At 57.1% G+C, this 16161-nt stretch carries 15 protein-coding genes, 1 tRNA gene and 1 pseudogene; 6 read left to right on the top strand and 11 right to left on the bottom strand.

Annotation, left to right across the window (positions count from 1 at the left end; all coding sequences use genetic code 11):
• Positions 1-493 (top strand): IS3 family transposase (locus tag AB5Y86_RS15805; protein WP_368192837.1); only part of this gene is annotated, 493 nt, incomplete at its 5' end.
• Between the two features lie 33 nt (positions 494-526).
• On the opposite strand, the gene AB5Y86_RS15800 is transcribed toward AB5Y86_RS15805, so the two are convergent.
• Positions 527-1249 (bottom strand): AAA family ATPase, encoded by a 723-nt coding sequence (locus AB5Y86_RS15800; protein WP_029300291.1) that lies wholly within the window; start codon positions 1247-1249, stop codon positions 527-529.
• A gap of 41 nt (positions 1250-1290) precedes the next feature.
• Positions 1291-3504 (bottom strand): DNA-binding protein, encoded by a 2214-nt coding sequence (locus AB5Y86_RS15795; protein WP_368193366.1) that lies wholly within the window; start codon positions 3502-3504, stop codon positions 1291-1293.
• A gap of 408 nt (positions 3505-3912) precedes the next feature.
• Between AB5Y86_RS15795 and AB5Y86_RS15790 the strand changes: the two genes are divergently transcribed.
• On the top strand, positions 3913-4659 hold the full coding sequence (locus tag AB5Y86_RS15790; RefSeq protein ID WP_080768693.1) for a helix-turn-helix transcriptional regulator: 747 nt from the start codon (positions 3913-3915) through the stop codon (positions 4657-4659).
• Positions 4660-4926: 267 nt separating this feature from the next.
• Here the strand turns inward: AB5Y86_RS15790 and AB5Y86_RS15785 are convergent.
• From AB5Y86_RS15785 to fadR, 4 genes and pseudogenes are all read right to left on the bottom strand, one after another.
• Positions 4927-5445, bottom strand: a pseudogene (locus AB5Y86_RS15785) (AEC family transporter); the annotation flags it as partial.
• A 12-nt stretch (positions 5446-5457) separates the two neighbouring features.
• Positions 5458-6015: a YaeQ family protein gene (locus AB5Y86_RS15780; protein WP_368193364.1), complete on the bottom strand. Its 558-nt coding sequence runs from the start codon at positions 6013-6015 to the stop codon at positions 5458-5460.
• Between the two features lie 187 nt (positions 6016-6202).
• Positions 6203-6343, bottom strand: coding sequence for a TIGR02808 family protein (locus tag AB5Y86_RS15775; RefSeq protein WP_005345965.1), 141 nt, complete (start codon positions 6341-6343; stop codon positions 6203-6205).
• A 265-nt stretch (positions 6344-6608) separates the two neighbouring features.
• Positions 6609-7322: a fatty acid metabolism transcriptional regulator FadR gene (gene fadR, locus AB5Y86_RS15770; protein ID WP_026034983.1), complete on the bottom strand. Its 714-nt coding sequence runs from the start codon at positions 7320-7322 to the stop codon at positions 6609-6611.
• 333 nt (positions 7323-7655) lie between these two features.
• On the opposite strand from fadR, the gene nhaB reads away from it, so the two are divergent.
• Entirely contained in the window at positions 7656-9236 is a 1581-nt protein-coding gene (gene nhaB, locus AB5Y86_RS15765) for a sodium/proton antiporter NhaB (RefSeq protein ID WP_368193363.1), read from the top strand.
• A gap of 98 nt (positions 9237-9334) precedes the next feature.
• Positions 9335-9856, top strand: coding sequence for a disulfide bond formation protein DsbB (gene dsbB, locus AB5Y86_RS15760; RefSeq protein ID WP_005336895.1), 522 nt, complete (start codon positions 9335-9337; stop codon positions 9854-9856).
• A 78-nt stretch (positions 9857-9934) separates the two neighbouring features.
• Here the strand turns inward: dsbB and AB5Y86_RS15755 are convergent, their stop codons facing one another.
• The 3 genes from AB5Y86_RS15755 to uvrB all read right to left on the bottom strand — a co-directional run bounded on the left by AB5Y86_RS15755 (position 9935) and on the right by uvrB (position 13027).
• On the bottom strand, positions 9935-10582 hold the full coding sequence (locus AB5Y86_RS15755; protein ID WP_041202713.1) for a DedA family protein: 648 nt from the start codon (positions 10580-10582) through the stop codon (positions 9935-9937).
• Between the two features lie 178 nt (positions 10583-10760).
• A complete protein-coding gene (locus tag AB5Y86_RS15750) occupies positions 10761-11018 on the bottom strand; it encodes a YkvA family protein (protein WP_005360976.1) in 258 nt (85 codons plus the stop codon).
• A complete protein-coding gene (uvrB, locus tag AB5Y86_RS15745; RefSeq protein ID WP_368193362.1) occupies positions 11015-13027 on the bottom strand; it encodes an excinuclease ABC subunit UvrB in 2013 nt (670 codons plus the stop codon). The genes AB5Y86_RS15750 and uvrB overlap by 4 nt, the downstream gene beginning before the upstream one ends.
• A 133-nt stretch (positions 13028-13160) precedes the next feature.
• On the opposite strand from uvrB, the gene AB5Y86_RS15740 reads away from it, so the two are divergent.
• Positions 13161-13236: transfer RNA gene (locus AB5Y86_RS15740), tRNA-Asn, on the top strand.
• 472 nt (positions 13237-13708) lie between these two features.
• Here the strand turns inward: AB5Y86_RS15740 and AB5Y86_RS15735 are convergent.
• Entirely contained in the window at positions 13709-13873 is a 165-nt protein-coding gene (locus AB5Y86_RS15735; RefSeq protein WP_368193360.1) for a hypothetical protein, read from the bottom strand.
• A gap of 137 nt (positions 13874-14010) precedes the next feature.
• On the opposite strand from AB5Y86_RS15735, the gene AB5Y86_RS15730 reads away from it, so the two are divergent.
• Complete coding sequence (locus tag AB5Y86_RS15730; RefSeq protein ID WP_128815308.1) at positions 14011-15696, top strand: aspartate:alanine antiporter; 1686 nt, start codon at positions 14011-14013, stop codon at positions 15694-15696.
• A gap of 308 nt (positions 15697-16004) precedes the next feature.
• Here the strand turns inward: AB5Y86_RS15730 and AB5Y86_RS15725 are convergent.
• Positions 16005-16161, bottom strand: a 157-nt coding sequence (locus AB5Y86_RS15725) for an integrase core domain-containing protein (protein WP_368192510.1), incomplete at its 5' end; no start/stop codon positions are given.

The following is a 16161-nucleotide window of genomic DNA, read 5'->3' as shown; positions in this document are numbered from 1 at the left end:
GGTGTGGTGTGGCGATATCACCTACGTCTGGGCAGGTGGTCGTTGGCATTACCTGGCAGCGGTGCTTGACCTGTACACCCGGCGGGTCGTGGGCTGGGCGATGTCAGATAAACCAGATGCAAAGCTGGCCATCAAAGCACTGGAGATGGCCTATCAGCAGCGGGGTTGCCCATCCTGTGTGCTATTTCACTCTGACCAGGGCAGCCAATATGGTAGCCGGGCATTTCGGCAACGACTGTGGCGTTATCGCATAACCCAGAGCATGAGTCGGCGTGGCAACTGCTGGGATAACGCCCCGATGGAGCGACTGTTCAGGAGCCTGAAGTCAGAGTGGCTCCCGGCTATGGGATATATGAGCTTGCGAGCAGCGAAGCGGGATATCAGTTACTACCTGATGGATTACTACAACTGGCGGCGTCCACATCAACACAATGACGGGATACCGCCAGCAAAAGCCGAAGAACGGCCTAACCAAGTGTCCGGATTTAGTTGACCACTACAGTTTTTATTGGCTGTAGCCTGACGGCTAGCGGCTGCGACGCACGTCATGGAGCAACTCGCTGGCGTCAACGTCCTCCAGCCGGATAATCCGGGCATCAGAGGCCATCGCCATTTTTTCAATCTTGTCGAGGGCCGAGACGATGGTGCGCACCACGCCGTTGGAACGCTTGCGGATCAGATCCAGCAGTGCATCGTCGATCTCCACGTCCACCTCCAGCATTTCACTGGCAATCAAGGACACGTCATCGAGATCGGCCGGTTTGAATTCGATCCACTGGGAGATGCGGTTAAACAGCTGCTTGCGCTGGCTGATGCGGCGGGCAATCTCTTCCATCCCGACCAGGATCAGGGGTTGTTCGGTGGCATCGTAGATATCGCGCAGGGTCTCCATGATGCGGGCATTGCCGACCACGTAATCGGCCTCATCCACGAAGATGGCCAGCTCTTCGGCACGGACGGATTCGATGATGCTATCGACCTGAGCACGCAGGTTGTGGCGCTGGGGAATGCCGATCTCTTTGGCAATCTGCTCCAGCAGGCTGGTCACCGTGTCGGCCTTGTAACAGCGGACATAGATGCCGTTCACTTCGTCCTGGTTGAACAGCCATTCCACGGCGGTGGTCTTGCCAAAGCCGGAGGGGCCATGGATCAGACCAATGCCCGGCACTATGCTGGAGCGGTTGAGCAAGTTGTCGAGCAGTTGCTCGGTCTTGATCATGTTTTTGACTTCAACGATCTTGTGTTTCATAGTGGGTTTGTCCTTTGTTTTTGGCCTTTTCGGGCTACTCGCTAACCTTTTGCCTGGGTGCGGCGGGTAGCCCGAACTTCATCCAGATGGCGGTTAATGCGTTTTGCCATCAGCTTGTGGCTGTAGAGGTATCGGGTCAGCCACTCCTTCTCCCGCTCTGTCAGCGGGGTATCCAGCTCCCGCTCTGCCAGATAGATGGCTTGCTCGTACTCGGTCTTGAGTGCTCTCGATTCCTGCCCTGCGGTGGCTTGCGCCCGCTGCGCTTTCGCTTCTCGTCTGGCTTCTATGGCGGCCAGTTCTGCCGCATTGAAACGGGCGGGTTCAGCGGGCGTTGAGACCCCGGTGAGCGCTGCCAATGCCGGGTTATCGAGAGTGAGATCGCGACGACTGAACGCTTCAATACCCTTGGCCTGATCGACGAAGTGGCGCACTACATCCTGATGGAGCTGGTCGATGCCAAAGGTCTTGGCAAGGTTGCGCATCTCGCGGCGAAAGCTGGCCAACGCCTTGGCATCGGCTTTTTTGGCCGCCCGGAAGGCATCGGGGCTGATACCATTGCCCAGCAGGTCGATGTTGATGGCCTCGATCCGCTCGTTCCAGTCGCCGGTGCGGTACAAGATGGCGCGGCCCACATCGCACGGATCGAGAAAGACGCTGACCCGCTGGCTCTTCCAGTTGTGCTCCAACAGTTCGGGGGCGCTGTATTTGAGGCCACCGGCCTTGATAAAACCTTTGGAGACGGTCGCCTCGCCGATATGGTTGAGCAGCAGATCCAGCGCAGCTTCATCGGAGATGGCGCGGCGCTGATAACGGGCCAGCTGATACTTTTCATTGGGGCTGACCCCGAGGGCACTGTGCTTGCGGTTGTGGTAACGGGCATCGAGCCAGTTATCGAGCAGGGTTTGCAGTTCGGCGGCCGTCATGGCCAGCTCGTAAATCTCTTTTTGCGCATCCGGTTTGCGCTTCTCCTCCAGCCGCTGGGCAAAGCTCTTGCGCGCCTCGATCACCTGACGGTCTGCCACGCAGTGGCCGATATAGGAGGGCAACAGCTCGATCAGGCCGTGGCTCAAGGTGCGGAAAAACCGCTCGATATGGGGTTTCTCCCACCCCGAGTAGGCGTTGGAGCGGCTGACGTTCATACCAAGCAGGGTGCAGATGGACATGACTCGCTGGCTCACGTAGTCAGAGCCGTTATCGGTGCGCATCACACCGTTGTCATTGAGGGTGCCCCAGGCCAGCAGGGTCTTGCGCAGCAGCAGGCAGATCCCCTCGCTCGATGAGCTCTTGGCCACCAGCAGACGAACGCGACGGGTATACACGTCGATCACCGCGATGATGCTGTGGCGACCATCCACCAACATGGCATCGACCGGAGTGCTATCGAACTCCCAGACGTCGTTGGGCTGGGCCATCCAGGGGTACATCTCCTCGATCGCGCTGCGGTATTTGTTGTTGTAGGCATCCGGGTTGGTGGTATAGGTAAAGGCCACCTTGTTCTCTGCCAACCATTTCACCATCCAGCGACGCAAGGAGGATTGGCTGGGGATCTGCCATCCCAGCTGATTCATGTCGCTGTATTGGCTGGCCAGTTCGTGCAGCGCCCCCCACTTGTTGGCCAGATGGGGCTTGGTGGTGACCAGTGCGGTGAGAAACTTGGCCAGATCCGGGCTCTGCTCGACGGTTGATGGCCGCTCCCGCTGATAGTTTCCAGCCAGGGCTGCGGGGCCTTCGTCCGCCAGCGCACTTTGCCAGCGGCGCAGGGTGATCGGACTGAATGGTTTTTGCCTTTCATAAACGCTGACAGGCAGGGCGAGAGTGCGGGCACGGTATGCCTCGATAAAGGCACGGCGACCCACCTCCCCTTGCTGGCAGGCGTGATAGGGGGCCAGGAAGATATCGGCGGCCTGCAGGATCAGCAGTCTGGCATCGACCTTCTGGCGAGCCCCCTCCCCTAAAGTCAGCAATTTGCGGCCTGCCTCCGGTTTGACCGGCACCTCGCGCGCCAGCAACTTGGCCATGGCCTTGCCACCCGCTGCATGATCGGTCACTGCATGGCCTTGTGCGGCCACAGCCTGTTCTGCCAGGTAACGGCGGGTTTCAATCGGCAGTGAGCCAATGTAATATTCGGCCCCTTTGCCTTTCTCGCGCTTGCGGCTTTGCCACTCTTCACGCTCGGCCTTTTTGCGCACACCATCGGGGTAAGCGGGCATGCCAACCAGTCCGGCCAATGCCTGGGCGGTGTACCAGGTGCTCATTGGTCACCTCCCAGCAGATCGATCCCCAGCGATTCGGACAGCAGGGCCATGATGGCGCGGCTTTCCCGACGCTTGGGGCTAATCCCTCTGGCCGGAGCATAGTGTTTGATACAACGCTGTACGGCTCGGGGGTGCAACCCTTTAGCGCGGGCCCAAGCAGCTTGGGAATATCCGCATTTTATGAGCTCAGCCCTGATCCACTCTGGTGTTTTCCCTGACATACTCACCCCGTTTCGGTATCATCAAGTGTCGCAGTGCGTATCTTTGTCATTCATAAAAGAATGATTTTATGTCGCGACGCGTCACATATGAATGATTGATCACCCCAAAAAGATTGACAAGTCTTTTTGTGCGGAATTTTTTGTCTACCGACTCACCAGCATTAGCCACTAGCCGAGAATTCCTTGTATGTCAGAGCGTTATGAAGAAAAACCACAAGCAGCACAAAAAGACGGTGAGGTATCTTTTCTGACGGCGGGAATGGATACTCTGAGTGACCGTCTGGATGAGCTGCGCGGGAGCCTGAGCTACAAGGCATTTGCCGAACTGGTGGGGATGAGTGAGTCGGGGATGCGCAAATACTTCCCCCCGTTTAATTCACTGCCCACCATCGACAAGGCGCTGCGCATCGCGCGGACGTTCAATGTGAATCTGGAGTGGCTGGCCACCGGTCAGGGCCCGAAACACCCCGATGGAACGGCCGAGCAGATGGTGCAACGTGAGGAGTTTGATGAGGAGTACGCGCTGATCGACGGCTACCATGTCACCGTCAGTACCGGCCATGGTGCGTTTAATGATGATCATGAGGTTAAACGCAAGCTGGCCTTCCGCCGCAAGTGGCTCACGTTTCGCAAGTTAAACCCGGATAACTTGGTGGTGGTCTTCGCCAAAGGCGACAGCATGGAGCCCACCATCCACTCTGGTGACTCTATCCTGGTCGATATCAGCAAGAATCAGATCGAAGATGGATCCATCTTCGTGTTGCGCCTGGGAGAAGAGCTCTACGCCAAGCGCCTGCAGAAAAACTTCGATGGCGGGATCACCATCATCAGCGACAACCGCGATGATTACCCCCTGCAGGTCGTGCCAGCCAACCAGCTGGAGAACCTGGCCGTGATCGGCAAGGTAGTCTGGGCCGGGCACGATTTTTTTTAGCCAAAAACATCCTAACAACTCCGCCAGTTAGGATTTCGTGACCTGCTTACAAAGGGATTAAACAATCCCAATTAAAACTAGGCATCACGCCTAGTTTTTCATTTTCAGCGCATTGGCTAGCAGCTTGACTCGAAAGTTTTCATTTTGCGGTTAAACGGCTTTGTTTAACCGCATCACGCCACAAGCCCCGCCATTCCTGAGTTTGTCCCGCCATCTCCCACTTGTTTTCACCAGCTCCCGGTTTTTCATTCTTGGTGGTGGGTTACATTCCGGCAGCGTAATGTGCAGGTTGGCCACTAGCAAACCGGCCAGCGCGGCCCACAACACAGGGCTGCGCAGCCACAGCCAGCGGGAGGTATTGGCCGAGAGAATAAACATGCCGACCGAGAAGTGCAGCAGATTGGAGAGCACAAAGAGGATCACGATGGCCCCCAGTTGCTGCTCGCCAAACGCCAGCACCATCAAGGGGATACCAAGATTGCCGGTATTTCGGAACATGGCGGGCAAGATCAGGGCTGCCCGCTCAATTCCTTTGAGTTTGAGCAGCGCGAGCAGCAGACCGGGTAACAGAATAACCAGCGCCCCCGCCGCAATCAGCGGCAGATGCTCCGCCAGCACCAGCGGATACTTGACCAGCGCGGAGAAGACCAGCGCCGGGGTAAACAGCTCGATATTGGCCCGATTGACGTAACCGAGCGCGGCCCCCGGTCGCAATCGCCCATAGAGGGCGCCGAGCCCGACCACACCGAACACCGGAATGACGATATTGAGCAAGGCGCTGAACATGGGCGGCGTCCGTTACGGTTCGCGGGCCGGTTTGCCCATCAGCACCACCGGATCCAGCGTCACTTCCAGTGCGCCGTTACTGACCCAGAGCTGACCATCGGAGATAGTGCAGGTGAGCTGCATGGTACGCTCGACCATGGCGGTCAGCGGCAGGGTCTGGCTGTCGGAGAGTTCGATGATGCTGAGGTTGTCATGCTGGCTGAGCTTGCCCTGGTTCTGCTTCCACCAGACGCTGGTGCCACGACCGCCGTAGAGGTAGAGCACCACCTGACGGGCACGGTTACAGGCCTTTTTCAGCCGCTTTTCATCGGGTTGGCCCAGCTCGATCCAGAGTTCTATTTCGTCCGAGTAGTTCTTGCACCAGAGCTCGGGTTCGTCATCGGCGCTCAATCCCTTGGTGAACTCCAGTCGCTCGGCGGCGTGCCAGGCAAAGGCCGCCAGCCGGATCATCATCCGCTCATCGGTTTCGGAGGGGTGGCGCGCCAGCGTGAGGGAGAAGTCCTGATACAGATTGCGATCCATATCAGACAAACTGATCTGAGCCTTGAATACGGTTGCCTTGAGAGCCATAGAAAACCTTGAACACCTGATAAGAGAAGGGTGAGTGGGAAATACGGGCGCCAGTGTAATCAAAATCGGCGGCAGGTTCGACCATCCTGACCAAAGATTTCCCCTTACCTGCCGGGATAAGTGCTTTAAAAGACACAAAAAACAAATGCCAGTCCGAAGACTGGCATTTGGCGGCATGAGAAGCGACTCACTTCTCGGCGGACTGTACCCCGAACGCGTTCAGCAGCATGCAACAGGTCACTGCCACCGCCACGAATCCGCTCAGAAAGATAAAGGGCATGGCCCCGTATCCCAGTACTGTCCAGATGGTGTGTTCAAGAAGACTCATTGTTGTGTCCTTCATCCGGTGAAAGGTGTGTTCCTTCTGGCGGATATTGGCCCCGCTCTTGATGCCTCCATTTGACCTCAATCAGCGGTTGGGTCCTATGCCACCAAAGTGATAAATGCAGGGTTCATTTGCGCTGGATCAAGCTTTTTGGCCAAATATCCATGCAGTTCAAGCAATTACCACCGCCAATCAAGGATAGACACAAACACGGCAGAATAAAAAAACGCGCCGGATGGCGCGTTTCTTGGACAGCACAGGCAAGGGATCAGTTGTCGCACAGATCGCTTGGCATGTCCTGACGCAGGCGGGTCCACAGCTTGCCGGACTCGATACCGTACTGACGCACCGTCATGAACACGGCTTCGTGGTTCTTGGTCTCCGCCAGATTGAGCAGGGTCTTGTAGTAGGCATCTGCGGTCTCGCGGGCCTGCTTGTCGGAGAAGTAGTAGCTGCCGACCCGGCTGTACAACCCTTTGAAACCGTTCAGGATCAAAGCATAGATCGGATTGCCGGAAGCAAACGCCAGCTGGTGGTGCAGGCGATAATCGAACTCGGCATAAGCCTGGGCGTTGTTCTCGACCCCATCGGCGCCACGCAGGATCTCGGCGGCCTGTTCCGGATTGTGACGGATCGCCCCGCGGATAAAGATGGTGCAGATATGGGTACGGGCGGAGAGCAGCTGAGCTATCAGATCAGGTACCTTGTCCTGATCCAGACGGGCCAACGTCTCCAGAATATTGAGGCCGGAGGTTTCCCAGAAATTGTTCACCTTGGTCGGCTTGCCATGCTGTATGGTCAACCAGCCATCACGGGCCAGTCGCTGCAGCACTTCGCGCAAGGTCGTCCGCGTCACCCCGATCAACTCGGATAATTCACGCTCGGCGGGCAGAATAGATCCGGGAGGAAAGCGATTGTTCCAAATGGACTCGATGATGTATTCCTCGGCAAACCCAGCTGGGCTCTGCGCTTTTATAACCATGAATTGACTCTGTTGTAATGCGTAAAAAGGCTGACGAATGATATCAAAGCGATGATGGCTGGCAAGCATAAGGTCAGTCCTCTGCTCACATATGGCAAATATAGTGTTGGGAATATGTATCTAATCGCCACGAGGGAGCCAGCCACCCCCGACAAGGTGGTTATAAAACAGACAGATGGGCAGAGATCCATCGGCTATCATTTATAATCGTCACACTTTTTGATTAAAATCACGAGGAATCAGACAGATAAAGGCCAACATCCGGAGGCACAGGTCGGATCATCCTTGACTGCATAGAAGCAGATCCTAACAACAAAGTTGAGACCCATTATCATGCCAATAAGCCTAGGGCAGGCATTAGCCAAGAACTTCTTGGGCAATGCACCACAGTGGTACAAAAACGCCATCTTGCTATTTCTGGTGATCAATCCGATCGCCTTCCACCTTGATCCTTTCATTGCGGGCTGGTTACTGGTCGTTGAATTTATCTTCACCCTTGCCATGGCCCTCAAGTGCTACCCCCTGCAACCGGGTGGCCTGCTCGCGATCGAAGCCGTGTTGATCGGCATGACCTCCGCCGATCAGGTCAAGCATGAGCTGGTCGCCAATATCGAAGTGCTGCTGCTGCTGGTGTTCATGGTGGCAGGCATCTATTTCATGAAGCAGTTGCTGCTTTATGTCTTCACCAAGCTGCTGATCGGCGTACGCTCCAAGATCCTGCTCTCCCTCTCCTTCTGTCTGGTCTCCGCCTTCTTGTCGGCTTTTCTCGATGCACTGACGGTCATTGCCGTGGTGATCAGCGTTGCCACCGGTTTCTATGCCATCTATCACAAGGTCTCGTCCGGCAAGGGATTCGGACATGCTCATGACCACACCCATGATCAGGAAGTAAAGGAAGACCACTATCAGGCTCTCGAGCAGTTCCGCGCTTTCCTGCGCAGCCTGATGATGCATGCCGCCATCGGTACCGCGCTGGGTGGTGTCTGCACCTTGGTGGGCGAGCCGCAAAACCTCATCATCGGCGAGCAGGCTGGCTGGCACTTTGGCGAGTTTGCCATTCGTATGTCCCCCGTCTCGCTCCCCGTCTTTATCTGCGGTCTGCTTACCTGTGTGCTGGTCGAGAAGATGGGATGGTTCGGTTATGGTGCCAAATTGCCGGAGTCGGTGCGCGCCATCATGGAGGAGTACAACCTGCATGAGAATGCCAAACGCACCCAGCAGGACAAGGCCAAGCTGATGGTACAGGCTCTGATCGCCATCTGGTTGATCGTCGGCCTGGCTCTGCATCTTGCAGCGGTAGGATTGATTGGCCTCTCGGTCATCGTGCTGGCAACCTCATTTACCGGTATTACCGAAGAGCATGCTCTGGGCAAGGCCTTTGAAGAGGCGCTGCCCTTTACCGCCCTGCTGGCTGTGTTTTTCAGCGTGGTCGCCGTCATCATCGATCAGCAGTTGTTCAAGCCGGTGATCCAGTGGGTTCTTTCGGCGGAACAAGAGCAACAATTAGCTCTTTTCTATGTAGCCAACGGTCTACTCTCCATGGTCAGTGACAACGTCTTTGTCGGGACCGTCTACATCAACGAAGTCAAGACTGCCCTGCTCAATGGCGCCATTGACCGCGCCCAGTTCGATCTGCTGGCGGTAGCCATCAACACAGGCACCAACCTGCCATCGGTCGCCACCCCCAATGGTCAGGCCGCCTTCCTGTTTATGCTCACCTCGGCATTGGCGCCGTTGCTGCGCCTCTCCTATGGCCGCATGGTCTGGATGGCGCTGCCCTACACGCTGGTGCTGGGGCTGATCGGCTTTTTCTCTGTCGAATTGCTGCTTGGTCCTGCCACCGAGTGGTTCTATCAGCACGGATGGCTGGTGATGGAGAGTGCGCTGCCAGCGGTACAGCCGGCGCTGCATTAATCCATTGAGATGGTTTCCGAGGGCCCTTTCAGGGCCCTTTTCTTTTCGGTTCCGCTCTGCTCTAATTCAGCCACTGTTTTTTCTGAGAGATCAATGAGATGATCGAGTTTCTCCGCCGTATTGCCGCCCATCGGCTGGCTTGGGGCTTGTTGGCAGCATCAGCCCTGTTCCTCGAGTTGTGTGCCCTCTTCTTCCAGCATGTGCTGGGCCTCTCCCCGTGCGTGATGTGTGTTTACGAACGGTTAGCGACCCTGGGGGTGCTGGCCGCTGGTCTGCTCGGCATGGTGGCGCCGGATAAGTGGTATGTTCGCTGGAGTGCCATGTTGCTGTGGGGCTACAGTGCCTTCCGCGGCTTCCAGCTGGCCCTCAAGCATGTGGACTATCAGGTCAATCCTTCCCCGTTCAACGTCTGCAGCCCGTTTGCCGACTTCCCGAGCTGGGCTCCGCTCGATCAGTGGCTCCCCTGGCTTTTTATGCCGGAAGGGGATTGTGCCCAGATCACCTGGCAGTTCTTCGGTTACTCCATGCCCCAGTGGCTGGTTGTCATCTTCGCCGCTTACCTGTTGGTCTTCACCGTGGTGGCCATCGGCAATCTGGTGAAAGGGCGTTGCTGCAACTGAGTGTCATACCCGCTTGGAGATAAAAAGGGGGAGCCATCATGGCTCCCCCTTTCTCGTACTGATTGACCGTATTTCTGGTTACGCCTTGGCCGTGCTCATCTTGGCCTTGACCGCGCCAATTACCATGGGCAACAGGGAGATACCAATGATGCCGAAGATCAGCAGGGTAAAGTTATGACGCACCACCGGCAGATTGCCAAAGAAGTGGCCGGCATAGACGAAGGAGAGTACCCACAGCAGGCCTCCAACCAGGTTGAACGCCAGGAAGCGCGGATAGGTCATGGCCCCCATCCCTGCCACGAACGGCGCAAAGGTACGCACGATGGGCAGGAAGCGGGTGATGATGATGGTCTTGCCGCCATGCTTGGCGTAGAAAGCATGGGTCTTCTCCAGATAGTCGCGGCGGAAGATTTTGGAGTCCGGGTTGCGGAACAGCTGCTCGCCGAAGAAGTGACCAATGGTGTAGTTGACCACGTTGCCCAGCACGGCAGCGATGATCAGCACGGCCGCCAGGGTATGGACGTCCAGCACGCTGCCCACGGTAAGCGCACCGGCGGCAAACAGCAGGGAGTCACCCGGCAGGAACGGCGTCACTACCAACCCGGTCTCACAGAAGATGATGAGAAACAGGATGGCGTAAACCCAGACGCCATAGTTCTCGAACAGCTCTTTCAAATGCACATCAACGTGCAGGATAAAGTCGATTGCAAAGAGGATCAGATCCATTTTTTCCATACCCATAAAGTGAACGGCGTGGAGTCTACGCCAATGCCATTCGGGCGACAATCACCGGCCAGCCTCTTTTTCATCCTGCAGCGCCCACCTTCAAATGAAACCGTTTTTCCGATTCCTTCGAGGGTGGGGGCACAAAGAGTGATGTCGAGCGTGGTGTTGAAAAGGTGAACTAGGAGGCCTGTTCCAGATCGCTGCGCACTGCGGGGGGAAGACAACGCTCCCAGCCCCATAGCAACACCAGCAGCAGGGTCACATCATCGAACCAACCCAGCAAGGGCACCACGTCAGGGATAAGATCCACCGGACTGATGCCATAGAGCAGGATAAGGATCACCAGGCCCCTCGCCCACCAGGGGGTACCGGGATGGCGAAAGCCCTGATAGAGACGACGAAGTCGTTGCCAAATCAGCCAGCGTTTACGGCTCATGATTCGATCAACTCGCTGCGCAGCCGCTGGATCTGATCCCGCAGTGCCGCCGCCTGTTCGAACTCCAGATCCCGGGCATGCTGGAACATCTGCTCCTCCATCCGCTTGATCTCTTTGGCAATCTCGCTGGCTGAGCGGACATGGTATTCCCCTTGTGGCTCGGCTGCCTTGCGCATCCCCTTGCCTGGTTTGCCTGCCGTGCGGCTGCCCCCCATGTCCATCACATCGCCAATGGATTTGTTGAGCCCTTTAGGGGTGATCCCATGCTTGAGGTTATGGGCATGCTGCACGGCGCGGCGCCGCTCGGTCTCCTCAATGGCTACCTTCATCGAGTTGGTGATGGTATCGCCGTAGAGAATGACCTTGCCGTTGAGGTTACGCGCCGCCCGGCCGATGGTCTGGATCAGCGAGCGGGTCGAGCGCAGGAAGCCCTCTTTATCCGCATCGAGAATTGCCACCAGCGACACTTCCGGCATGTCGAGACCTTCCCGCAGCAGGTTGATGCCCACCAGCACATCGAACTTGCCAAGGCGCAGATCGCGGATGATCTCCACCCGTTCGACCGTATCGATATCAGAGTGGAGATAGCGCACCTTGACGTCGTGCTCCGTCAGATACTCGGTCAAGTCTTCAGCCATCCGCTTGGTCAGGGTCGTGACCAGCACCCGCTCCTCGACGGCAACCCGCTTGCGGATCTCGGAGAGCAGATCGTCCACCTGAGTAGTCACAGGACGCACCTCGATCTCCGGATCGAGCAAGCCGGTTGGGCGCACAACCTGCTGCACCACATCGCCGCCGGACTTCTCCAGCTCGTAGGGGCCGGGAGTCGCCGAGACAAACACCGTCTGCGGCATCAGCGCTTCAAATTCGTCGAACTTGAGCGGCCGGTTGTCCAGCGCCGAGGGGAGCCGGAAGCCGTACTCCACCAGGGTCTCCTTGCGGGAGCGGTCCCCTTTGAACATGGCGCCAATCTGCGGCACCGTGACGTGGGACTCATCGATGATGAGCAGGCCATCCCCCGGCAGGTAGTCAAACAGGGTGGGCGGCGGCTCCCCCGGCGCACGGCCGGAGAGGTAGCGGCTGTAGTTCTCGACGCCGGAGCAGTAACCCAGCTCCTGCATCATCTCCATGTCGAACTGGGTACGCTGGCTGATGCGCTGCTCCTCCACCAGCTTGTTGAGGGACAACAGCTGCTCGCGGCGACTGCGCAGCTCCTCCTTGATATGCTCGATAGCCCCCAGAATGGTCTCCCGCGGGGTAGCGTAGTGGGTCTTGGGGTAGATGGTGTAGCGCACTACCGTCTGCTCGATGGCGCCGGTCAGCGGGTCGAACTGGGAGAGGCGCTCCACCTCCTCGTCAAACAGCTCCACCCGCAGGGCCAGCTTGTCCGATTCGGCAGGGTAGATGTCGATCACTTCACCGCGCACCCGGAAAGTACCGCGTTGAAACGCCATGTCGTTGCGGGTGTACTGCAGCTCGGCGAGGCGACGCAGGATATCCCGCTGGTTAATCACATCCCCCACTTTGAGATGCAGCATCATGCTCAGATAAGCTTGGGGATCCCCCAGACCATAGATGGCCGACACCGAAGCAACGATCACCACGTCGCGCCGCTCCAGCAGCGCCTTGGTGGCGGACAATCGCATCTGCTCGATGTGATCGTTGATCGAGGCATCCTTCTCTATAAAGGTGTCGGTGGTCGGCACATAGGCTTCGGGCTGGTAGTAGTCGTAGTAGGAGACGAAATACTCCACCGCATTGTCGGGGAAGAACTCCTTCATCTCGCCATAGAGCTGGGCGGCCAGGGTCTTGTTGGGAGCCAGGATCATGGTCGGGCGGTTCAGGGTGGCGATGACGTTGGCCATGGTGAAGGTCTTGCCCGAACCGGTCACCCCGAGCAGGGTCTGGTGGGCCAGCCCCGACTCGATGCCATCCAGCAGTTGGGCAATCGCCGTGGGCTGATCCCCGGCGGGTTGAAACTGGCTGGCTAACTTGAACAATTTGCTCATGAACACTCCCGACACAAAACAGCAGAGGAGCAGTGTAACCGAGGGGCTGGCAGCGGTACACCCGTGCCATCATCCCGCGAATGGCTTGACCACCTCGGACACCTTCTGTATGATGCTCCTCCTTGCCTGATGTTCCCCCGTAGTTCAGTCGGTAGAACGGCGGACTGTTAATCCGTATGTCACTGGTTCAAGTCCAGTCGGGGGAGCCAATTCCTCACCATCTCGGTGCAAGTTATCCACCTTAGTGCCCTCTCCTGCCAATTTTAATGCACAAGATCCTTCTTGCTGCTGACGCTCCCTTTTGTTACCCGTCTCGGCTCGACAGAGCTTTCTCCTGTCGCATCTAACTATTTGATTTTTATACAAACATTTTTCTTCCGGTATTTTTTGAACAGCCCTTGCATCCCAGTGCTGGCGCGGCTTTCAGGGCGATGAACAAGTTTCATAAACAGGGTTATCCACAGATTCTGTGGGTAAGTGCAGCAAGCCCTGTCAGGACGCGGGATTGCCCTTGATGGCCCCCCGGCGAAGAGTCATTTTGCTGGCCAACCTGATTTTATGCTGTTTTTTAGCCCCCTCAGGAACAGCGGGGTGACAGGCTCTATTGGCACTTTTCAGAAGCATCTTTTTGCCAACCCATGCCCAGTGGGCGAACGGGTAAATATCAAGCTGATTTGTCCCTCAGCCAACCATGGTGGCCATCGGTTGAATCTGCTGAAACTGATCCCCGCCAAGCGGTCGAACAGCAGAATCTAAAATATCGGCCTGCGCCAGAGCACTTCGGTCGCGGACAGCAGATTTCACTAATTGACAACGACGGTTACAGCAAAAATTGCCAGATTTCATCCGCGTGTCTCCCTATCACGCCGCCGGTTCCACAAATAGCGTCCGATAACGTCCGATTAATCGCTCCCTTGCGCTTCTTTATTGGGGATAGATCCGGCACAATATCGACCCCACTTTTTTCCTCGGTTTTTCCGGGCATGACCATAGATTTCGTGACACTGCTACATCAAAGCGACTCCCTGCTGCTGTTCGTGGTATTGGCCTTCGGCCTGCTGCTTGGCAAGGTGCGAATTGGCAACTTTCAGATTGGCAACACCATTGGTGTGCTGTTTACCGCCCTGCTGTTCGGCCAGATGGGCTTCGAATTTGCGGCCACCACTGAAAACGTAGGCTTTATGCTGTTCATCTTCTGTGTGGGGATCGAGGCGGGCCCTCACTTCTTCAGCGTCTTCCTGCGTGATGGCATCCACTACATTACTCTGACTCTGGTGATCTTGCTGACCGCCCTGCTGCTGACAGTGGGGCTCGCCAAGTTCTTCAATCTGGGGCCGGGCATGGCGGCGGGGATCCTGGCGGGTTCCCTCACCTCGACACCGGCGCTGGTGGGTGCCCAGGATGCCTTGCGCAGTGGTCTGCTTAACCTGCCCCATCAGACCGACATGCAGGCAGTGCTCGACAACATGGGCATCGGCTACGCTCTCACCTATCTGGTGGGTCTGGTGGGTCTGATGCTGGTGGTGCGCTATCTCCCGTCGCTAGCACGGCTCGACCTCAATACCGAAGCGCAAAAAATCGCCCGTGAACGGGGTCTCTCCGACAGCGACAGTCGCAAGACCTATCTGCCCATCATCCGCGCCTATCGGGTTGGCCCCGAACTGGCAGCCTGGATCGGTGGCCGTACCCTGCGGGAGACAGGCATCTATCCCCATACCGGCTGCTATGTAGAGCGGATCCGCCGCAACGGCATTTTGGCCAGTCCCGATGGCGATGCCGTTATTCAGGAAGGGGACGAAATCGCCCTGGTGGGCTATCCCGAGAGCCACGAGAAGCTGGACGTCAACTACCGCAACGGTAAAGAGGTGTTCGACCGCAACCTGCTTGACCTGCAGATAGTCACCGAAGAGATAGTGGTAAAGAATGACTCCGTGGTAGGCCGCCATCTGGTGGAGCTCAACCTCACCGAGAAAGGGTGCTTCCTCAACCGGGTGGTACGCTCCCAAATCGAGATGCCGTTCGATCGCAACATCATGCTGCAAAAAGGCGACGTACTGCAGATCAGCGGCGAGAAGCAGCGGGTCAAACTGCTGGCCAACAAGATCGGCTTTATCAGCATCCACAGCCAGACCACAGATCTGGTGGCTTTCACCACCTTCTTCGTGCTGGGCCTGCTGATCGGCTCCGTTTCGCTGGTGTTCGGTCAGATCGAGTTTGGTCTCGGCAACGCCGTCGGCCTACTGCTGGCGGGCATTCTGATGGGGTATCTGCGGGCCAACCACCCGACGGTCGGCTATGTGCCGCCCGGCGCGCTCAGATTGGCCAAGGATCTCGGTCTGGCGGTCTTTATGGTGAGTACGGGTCTGAAAGCCGGTGGCGGCATTCTGGATCACCTGAGCGAGGTGGGTACGGTAGTGCTCTTCTCCGGCATGCTGGTGACCACCTTGCCGGTGCTGGTCGGCTATCTGTTTGGGGTCTGGGTGCTCAAGATGAACCCGGCGCTGCTGCTCGGTGCTATCACAGGTGCCCGTACTTGTGCCCCGGCGATGGATGTGGTCAACGAGGCAGCCAACAGCTCCATTCCGGCGCTCGGTTATGCCGGTACCTATGCGGTGGCCAACGTGATGCTGACCCTGGCGGGCTCCTTTATCATCGGCTTCTGGTTCTAGCCAACAGCCATCACATTACCGCTAACAAAGAAGGGAGCCTCAGGCTCCCTTCTTGCTATCTGCCCCGCTAGAGAGATGTAGATCAGGCTCATTGGGGTGGCGTCACCTCCCCCCCACCATCTGCACTGAACTCTGCCACCAACCCACTCTTCCTATTCCACAATGACCGATGCTCTGCTCTGCTCTGCTCTGCTCTGCTCTGCTCTGCTCTGCTCTGCTCTGCTCTGCTCTGCTCTGCAACGATTGATAGCTAATCCCGTGTCTAGTCCTGAAATAGGTTTACACATTTTCGGCTAGCATTTCTCCACTCAGAACCCCCGATGTACTGCATCGGGGGTTCTGTATTTCAATGCATGATGCGGCCGCTCTGCGTTGTAAATATCCACCGCTTCACGCACCATTTCCCGCGCTTGCGTCAAATCCTGCGGGCTTTGCAACAACAACTCTCCTTTCAAAATCCCGTTC

Source organism: Aeromonas sp. s8, from assembly GCF_040907785.1.
Classification (GTDB): Bacteria; Pseudomonadota; Gammaproteobacteria; order Enterobacterales; family Aeromonadaceae; genus Aeromonas; species Aeromonas veronii.
The sequence above is the reverse complement of the archived record's forward strand: the minus strand, read 5'-3'. Positions and strand labels throughout refer to the sequence as shown.